Source organism: Rhodococcus sp. MurmanLake-1, assembly GCF_056945715.1.
On record NZ_JBWZNF010000011.1, the window covers coordinates 165012 to 172312 of the forward strand.

Below are 7301 nucleotides of genomic sequence, written 5' to 3' on the forward strand. Positions count from 1 at the left end.
GAACACATACTCCAGATCTTTTCGAAGACCAGACACCGAGAGCAGGAAAAACATGGCGGAGCTGACGATCTCCTCCGACGAGATCCGTAGCGCGATCGACAACTACACCGCGAGCTACTCCCCGGAGGCCTCCCGTGAGGAGGTCGGCACAGTGACCGACACCAGTGACGGCATTGCGCACGTCTCTGGCCTGCCTTCGGCTATGTCCAACGAGCTGTTGGAGTTCCCCGGTGGAATCGTCGGCGTCGCGCTCAACCTGGATGCCACCGAAATCGGTGCCGTCATCCTTGGCGATTACCAGAACATTCAAGAAGGCCAGGAAGTAAAGCGCACGGGCGACGTTCTGTCGGTTCCCGTCGGCGATGCTTTCCTCGGCCGCGTCATCGACCCGCTGGGTGCGCCCATCGACGGCCTCGGCGAGATCGAGAGCACCGAGAACCGTGCACTCGAGCTCCAGGCCGCTTCGGTGCTCGAGCGCCAGCCGGTCGAAGAGCCGCTCCAGACCGGTATCAAGGCTATCGACGCCATGACGCCGATCGGCCGCGGCCAGCGCCAGCTCATCATCGGCGACCGCAAGACCGGCAAGACCGCGGTCTGCATCGACGCCATCCTGAACCAGAAGGCCAACTGGGATTCCGGCGATGTCAACAAGCAGGTGCGCTGCATCTACGTTGCCATCGGTCAGAAGGGTTCCACCATCGCGGGCGTCAAGGCTGCCCTCGAGGAGAAGGGCGCGATGGAGTACACCACCATCGTTGCTGCTCCGGCCTCTGATTCCGCAGGCTTCAAGTGGCTCGCACCGTACACCGGCTCGGCCATCGGCCAGCACTGGATGTACCAGGGCAAGCACGTTCTGGTCGTGTTCGACGACCTGACCAAGCAGGCAGAGGCGTACCGCGCCATCTCGCTGCTGCTGCGTCGCCCGCCGGGACGCGAGGCTTACCCCGGTGACGTCTTCTACTTGCACTCCCGTCTGCTGGAGCGTTCGGCGAAGCTGTCCGACGCACTCGGCGGTGGCTCGCTGACGGCTCTGCCGATCATCGAGACCAAGGCGAACGACGTCTCGGCGTACATCCCGACCAACGTCATCTCCATCACCGACGGTCAGGTGTTCCTCGAGTCCGACCTGTTCAACAAGGGCGTTCGCCCCGCGATCAACGTCGGTATCTCGGTCTCCCGCGTCGGTGGCGCTGCACAGACCAAGGGCATGAAGAAGGTTTCCGGTTCGCTGCGTCTGGAACTGGCTCAGTTCCGTGAGCTCGAAGCGTTCTCCGCTTTCGCATCCGACCTCGACGCTGCCTCCAAGGCTCAGCTCGAGCGCGGTGCCCGTCTGGTCGAGCTGCTCAAGCAGGATCAGTACAGCCCGATCCCTGTCGAGGACCAGATCGTCTCGATCTACCTCGCCGGCGAAGGCATCTTCGACAGCGTTCCGATCGGTGACGTCCGTCGCTTCGAGAAGGAACTGCTCGAAGACCTCAAGCACTCGGCTGCTGGCGTCTACTCCAGCATCAACGGCGGTAAGGCACTCGATGCCGACAACGCTGCTGCGCTGATCGCTGCAACGAACAAGTTCAAGGAAGGCTTCATCGCATCCGACGGAAGCCGGGTCGTGAACGAGGCCGAGGCTGACGCTTTGGGCGCCGACGAGGTCGAGAACGAGCAGATCAACGTCAAGCGCAAGACCGTCAGCAAGTGACGTACGCGCCCATGACACTGCGAATTCCGAAGGGAGAGTGATTGATCGATGGCGAGCATTCTCGAATTGCGGTCTCGTATCAAGTCGGTCAACTCGACCAAGAAGATCACCAAGGCACAGGAACTGATCGCGACTTCGCGTATCACCAAGGCTCAGATTCGCGTCGCCGCGTCCAAGCCGTATGCCGAGGAGATCACGAAGGTACTCACCGAATTGGCGAGTGCGTCTGCTTCGCTCGATCACCCGTTGCTCAACGAGCGCCCGGAGCCCAAGCGGGCTGCGGTCCTCGTTGTCACCAGTGACCGCGGCATGTGTGGTGGCTACAACTCCAACGTCCTCAAGCAGGCAGAAGAGCTCATGGCTCTCCTCCGCAGCGAGGGCAAGGAGCCGGTCGTGTACGTGCTCGGTTCCAAGGGACTCGGCTACTACACGTTCCGCGGCCGCGACATCGGTGCTGCGTGGACGGGCTTCTCGCAGGATCCGGGTTACTCGGATGCAGCGAAGGCCAGCCGCCACCTGGTGGAGCTGTTCATGGCTGGTTCGGGTAACCAGGTTGCCGCTCCGAACGGTGAAGGCACGATCGAGGGCGTCGACGAACTCCATATCGTCTACACCCGCTTCGTGTCGATGCTGACGCAGACTCCCGAGGTTCGCCGTATGGCTCCTCTCGAGGTCTTCGTGTCGGAAGAGCGCATCGAACTCGGTGACGACATGCTGACCAACGGCCACGACGACGACCATGACAATGGCCCCGTCGCGGACTTCAGCTTCGAGCCCGAGCCCGAGAAGCTTCTCGGTGCTCTTCTCCCGAAGTACGTCAGCACTCGTATCTTCTCGTCGCTTCTCGATGCTGCGGCATCGGAGTCGGCAGCCCGTCGTACCGCCATGAAGGCCGCGACGGACAACGCAAACGAACTGGTGAACACGTTGAGCCGCCAGGCCAACCAGGCTCGCCAGGCCCAGATCACCCAGGAAATCAGCGAGATCGTCGGCGGCGCCAACGCGCTCGCCTCGAGCGCAGGAAGTGACTAGCACATGACCGCAGCAGTAACCGAAAACAACGGGGCAGGTTCGGCTTCGGCCGTAGCCGGCCGCGTCGTGCGGGTCATCGGTCCCGTCGTGGACGTTGAATTCCCGCGTGGCGCTGTTCCTGAACTGTTCAACGCCCTGAACGCCGAGATCACGCTTCCCTCGGTCGCCAAGACGCTGACGCTCGAGGTTGCACAGCACCTCGGTGACAACCTGGTCCGCACCGTCTCCATGCAGCCCACCGACGGCCTCGTCCGCGGCACTGCAGTGACCGACTCGGGCAAGCCGATCTCGGTTCCCGTCGGTGACGTCGTCAAGGGCCACGTGTTCAACGCCCTGGGCGATTGCCTCGACACCCCCGGCCTCGGCCGCGACGGCGAGCAGTGGGGCATCCACCGCAAGCCACCAGCCTTCGATCAGCTCGAAGGTAAGACCGAGATCCTCGAGACCGGCATCAAGGTCATCGACCTTCTCACCCCGTACGTCAAGGGTGGAAAGATCGGCCTGTTCGGTGGCGCCGGCGTCGGCAAGACCGTTCTGATCCAGGAAATGATCACGCGTATCGCTCGCGAGTTCTCGGGCACCTCGGTGTTCGCAGGCGTCGGTGAGCGTACCCGTGAGGGCACCGACCTCCACCTGGAAATGGAAGAGATGGGCGTCCTCCAGGACACCGCCCTTGTCTTCGGCCAGATGGATGAGCCGCCCGGAACGCGTATGCGCGTCGCCCTGTCCGCACTGACGATGGCGGAGTACTTCCGCGACGTTCAGGGCCAGGACGTCCTGCTGTTCATCGACAACATCTTCCGCTTCACGCAGGCAGGTTCCGAGGTTTCCACCCTCCTCGGCCGTATGCCTTCGGCAGTGGGCTACCAGCCCACGCTGGCGGACGAGATGGGTGAGCTCCAGGAGCGCATCACCTCGACCCGCGGTCGCTCGATCACCTCGCTGCAGGCTATTTACGTGCCCGCCGACGACTACACCGACCCCGCGCCGGCTACTACGTTCGCGCACCTCGATGCCACCACCGAGCTCTCGCGCCCGATTTCGCAGATGGGTATCTACCCCGCTGTGGATCCGCTGAGCTCGACCTCCCGCATCCTGGAGCCCGGCATCGTCGGTGCCGAGCACTTCCGCGTTGCCAACGAGGTCAAGCGCATCCTGCAGAAGTACAAGGAACTGCAGGACATCATCGCGATCCTCGGTATGGACGAGCTTCAGGAAGAGGACAAGGTCCTCGTCGGCCGCGCCCGTCGTATCCAGAAGTTCCTCGGCCAGAACTTCATCGTTGCCGAGAAGTTCACCGGTGAGCCCGGCTCCGTCGTGCCGCTCCGCGACACGATCGAAGCCTTCGACCGCGTCTGCAAGGGCGAGTTCGATCACCTGCCCGAGCAGGCATTCAACAGCTGCGGTGGACTCGACGACGTCGAAGCTGCAGCCAAGAAGATGGCCGGGAAGTAGTCCACGATGGCTGAGATGACCGTAGAACTCGTTGCCGTCGAGCAGCGCTTGTGGTCTGGTTCGGCGACGCTGGTCAGCGCTCAGACCACCGAGGGCGAAATCGGCATCATGCCCGGGCATGAGCCGGTCCTCGGCCAGCTGATCGAGGGCGGAACCGTGTCGATCACCCCGGTCGACGGCGAGCGTATCGTTGCTGCAGTACACGGAGGGTTCCTCTCCGTCACTGCGACGACGGTGACGATTCTTGCCGAGTCCGCGGACATGGCACAGGACATCGACGTCGAGGCAGCCAAGGCTGTCTTGGCCGAGAATTCGGGCGACCTCGAAGCGATTGCGGTCGCCAAGGGTCAGCTCCGGGCCGTCGAGCGCGCGTAAGTTACTCGAGTAAAGCCGCGACGGGAGCCGACGAACAGTGACATTCGGAATGACTGTGTTGATCATTCTGGTTGTGTTGCTCGCGGTTCTCGTCGCGGCTTTTCTGTATCGTCTGCTGGTTCTACGTCGCGGCGGTACCGCTGCACTGCTTCGTGTTCTGCCATCCCCGGGGGACAGCGGGTGGCGTCACGGAATCATTCGCTACGGCGAAAGCACCTTCGTCTTTTTCAAACTGTCGAGTCTGCGGCCGGGCCCGGACTCCAGGATTGATCGTCAAGGAATCGAGGTCGAGAGCCGTCGCTCTCCCTCAGGTACCGAATTCGACATCATGAGCGACGATATCGTCGTGGTCAAGGTCAACGACGGATCGTCGGCCTACGAAATCGCCTTGGACAGTGGAGCATTGACAGCTTTCCTGTCCTGGGTCGAATCGCGGCCGGACGGGCGCGCCCGTAGGCGACGCACCGCCTGACCGGTCCCGCTCAAGCCCCGGCGCCGGGCTTCCAGAGCACATCGCCTTCAGGATTTGCCACTCTTCCCATGATGAAGAGCAGATCCGACAATCTGTTGAGATATTTCGCGGGGAGGACGCTGGTGTCTTCCGGGTTCGCATCGATGGCGGACCAGGCCGCACGCTCCGCACGCCGCGAGACGGTTCTTGCTACGTGAAGCAGGGCGCCCAGGGCAGTTCCGCCGGGCAGAATGAACGAATTCAACGGTGCCAGTTGCTCATTGAGCTCATCGCACCATCCTTCGAGTCGATCGACATAGGCCTGAGTCACTCGCAGCGGTGGGTACTTCGGGTTCTCGACGATGGGGGTGGACAGGTCGGCCCCCGCGTCGAAGAGGTCGTTCTGGATCTGGCGCAGCATCGCGAGCAGATTCTCCGGGGGTGTGCCGAGGGCAACGGCCACACCGATCGCCGCGTTGGTCTCGTCGCAATCCGCGTAGGCGATCAGACGCGGATCGTTCTTGGAGACTCGCGAAAAATCACTGAGGCCGGTGGTCCCGTCGTCGCCGGTCCGGGTGTAGATCTTCGTCAGGTGAACAGACATAGGGCTACGGTACCGGCGCGGTGCCGACGAGGTTGTGGCTCTAGGCTGTGAACCGTGAGTGAGCACTTTCTTGTGACCGGGGGTAACCGCCTCGAAGGTGAAGTACTGGTGGGAGGGGCCAAGAACAGTGTGTTGAAGCTGATGGCCGCTGCGCTGTTGGCCGAAGGCACCACTGTGGTGACCAACTGCCCGGACATTCTCGACGTGCCGCTGATGGCGGACGTCTTGCGAGGGCTGGGCTGCGAGGTCGAACTCGAAGACTCCGAAGTGCGGATCACGACGCCGGCCGAGCCGAAATATCACGCTGATTTTGACGCGGTCAAGCAGTTTCGGGCGTCGGTGTGTGTGCTTGGTCCGCTGGTCGCGCGTTGTCGACGCGCTGTTGTCGCACTTCCTGGCGGCGATGCGATCGGTTCGAGGCCACTCGACATGCACCAATCCGGGCTCCGCCTGTTGGGCGCGCGTAGCGAAATCGAACACGGATGTGTCGTTGCCGAGGCAGACGACCTTCACGGCGCGAACATTCGCCTGGTCTTCCCGTCTGTGGGTGCAACCGAGAACATCTTGATGGCAGCAGTGCTCGCCCGAGGTGAAACGGTGATCGACAACGCTGCACGTGAGCCCGAGATCGTGGATCTCTGCAACATGCTCAACGAAATGGGCGCCAAGGTATCGGGCGGCGGAAGTTCGACGCTCACCATTCAAGGCGTCCGCAAGTTGGAACCGACTACGCACCGCGTCATCGGTGACCGGATCGTTGCCGCAACATGGGGTGTCGCTGCCTCCATGACCAGGGGTGACGTCCGAGTTCGCGGGGTGAACCACAAGCATCTCGGGTTGGTCCTCGACAAGCTTCGGACAGCCGGCGCGGAGGTGACTCCCGAGGTAGACGGTTTCCGTGTCATCCAGCGTGAACGGCCCAAAGCAGTCAATTTCGCGACATTGCCTTACCCCGGATTCCCGACCGACCTGCAGCCGATGGCAATCGGTTTGGCGGCGGTTGCCGAGGGCACGTCGATGATCACCGAGAACGTATTCGAATCGCGTTTCCGATTTGTCGAGGAAATGATCCGACTCGGCGCCGACGCTCGTACCGACGGTCACCATGCTGTGATCCGCGGAGTTCCAGTGCTGTCGAGTGCGCCGGTGTGGTCTTCGGACATTCGGGCAGGCGCCGGGCTCGTGCTTGCCGGGTTGGTCGCGGACGGAACCACCGAAGTCCACGACATCTTCCACATCGACCGTGGGTACCCGCGATTCGTCGAGAATCTCCGTGGACTCGGGGGAGTGATCGAGAGGGTGAGCTCCGAATAGGTTCGGTGCTCGGCGTCACACTCGGGCCTATTCGCGATTGGCGGAAAGGCTCAACTGTCTGACCTGGCCTTGGCTAGTGAATCGGTGTTGTGACCAGGCGATTTGTGAATTGATTGAAGGTTCGCGTAACTTATTCCAAGTCAGAGCCACACGGACACCGACTCCCGCCTTCACGGCGAGTGACACGAGGTTGTACGAAGTGCCTGACCAAATTTCGAAGTAGTTTCCATCGTGTATGGTTGTGCTTCACCCCCGGTTCTTCCCCGAATGTTCAGCGGTTTGCGCCGATGATCATGATGGGATAGGCTGGAAAAGTTGCCCCGGAGCGGCGGCCATAGGGTCGTGGTGATGGTGTGTGCGTGTTCTTTGAGAAC

General features: G+C 62.1%; 7 protein-coding genes. 6 read left to right on the forward strand and 1 reads right to left on the reverse strand.

What is annotated here, in order from left to right:
• Window positions 1–52: 52 nt before the first annotated feature.
• From atpA to AC2ETI_RS26000, 5 genes are read left to right on the forward strand one after another with little or no spacing between them, the layout of a single operon-like run.
• Complete coding sequence (atpA, locus tag AC2ETI_RS25980) at window positions 53–1696, forward strand: F0F1 ATP synthase subunit alpha (RefSeq protein WP_019749171.1); 1644 nt, start codon at window positions 53–55, stop codon at window positions 1694–1696.
• A 48-nt stretch (window positions 1697–1744) separates the two neighbouring features.
• The gene (locus AC2ETI_RS25985) at window positions 1745–2728 is read left to right on the forward strand and encodes a F0F1 ATP synthase subunit gamma (RefSeq protein ID WP_003941320.1); all 984 of its coding nucleotides are present in this window, start codon (window positions 1745–1747) and stop codon (window positions 2726–2728) included.
• A 3-nt stretch (window positions 2729–2731) separates the two neighbouring features.
• A complete protein-coding gene (gene atpD / locus AC2ETI_RS25990; RefSeq protein ID WP_003941349.1) occupies window positions 2732–4183 on the forward strand; it encodes a F0F1 ATP synthase subunit beta in 1452 nt (483 codons plus the stop codon).
• Window positions 4184–4189: 6 nt separating this feature from the next.
• Complete coding sequence (locus AC2ETI_RS25995) at window positions 4190–4558, forward strand: F0F1 ATP synthase subunit epsilon (RefSeq protein ID WP_019749170.1); 369 nt, start codon at window positions 4190–4192, stop codon at window positions 4556–4558.
• A gap of 49 nt (window positions 4559–4607) precedes the next feature.
• A complete protein-coding gene (locus tag AC2ETI_RS26000) occupies window positions 4608–5030 on the forward strand; it encodes a DUF2550 domain-containing protein (protein WP_029255703.1) in 423 nt (140 codons plus the stop codon).
• Window positions 5031–5040: 10 nt separating this feature from the next.
• On the opposite strand, the gene AC2ETI_RS26005 is transcribed toward AC2ETI_RS26000, so the two are convergent.
• Window positions 5041–5613, reverse strand: a complete 573-nt coding sequence (locus AC2ETI_RS26005; RefSeq protein ID WP_080910659.1) for a cob(I)yrinic acid a,c-diamide adenosyltransferase — start codon at window positions 5611–5613, stop codon at window positions 5041–5043.
• A 54-nt stretch (window positions 5614–5667) separates the two neighbouring features.
• Between AC2ETI_RS26005 and murA the strand changes: the two genes are divergently transcribed.
• The gene (gene murA, locus AC2ETI_RS26010; protein ID WP_020970048.1) at window positions 5668–6927 is read left to right on the forward strand and encodes a UDP-N-acetylglucosamine 1-carboxyvinyltransferase; all 1260 of its coding nucleotides are present in this window, start codon (window positions 5668–5670) and stop codon (window positions 6925–6927) included.
• Window positions 6928–7301: the final 374 nt, after the last annotated feature.

What these genes read in the sequence shown, in the direction of transcription:
- atpD (WP_003941349.1), top strand. Translation starts at nt 2,732, where the DNA reads ATGACCGCAGCAGTAACCGAAAACAACGGGGCAGGTTCGGCTTCGGCC.
- AC2ETI_RS26005 (WP_080910659.1), bottom strand. Translation starts at nt 5,613, where the DNA reads ATGTCTGTTCACCTGACGAAGATCTACACCCGGACCGGCGACGACGGG.
- AC2ETI_RS25985 (WP_003941320.1), top strand. Translation starts at nt 1,745, where the DNA reads ATGGCGAGCATTCTCGAATTGCGGTCTCGTATCAAGTCGGTCAACTCG.
- atpA (WP_019749171.1), top strand. Translation starts at nt 53, where the DNA reads ATGGCGGAGCTGACGATCTCCTCCGACGAGATCCGTAGCGCGATCGAC.
- AC2ETI_RS26000 (WP_029255703.1), top strand. Translation starts at nt 4,608, where the DNA reads ATGACTGTGTTGATCATTCTGGTTGTGTTGCTCGCGGTTCTCGTCGCG.
- AC2ETI_RS25995 (WP_019749170.1), top strand. Translation starts at nt 4,190, where the DNA reads ATGGCTGAGATGACCGTAGAACTCGTTGCCGTCGAGCAGCGCTTGTGG.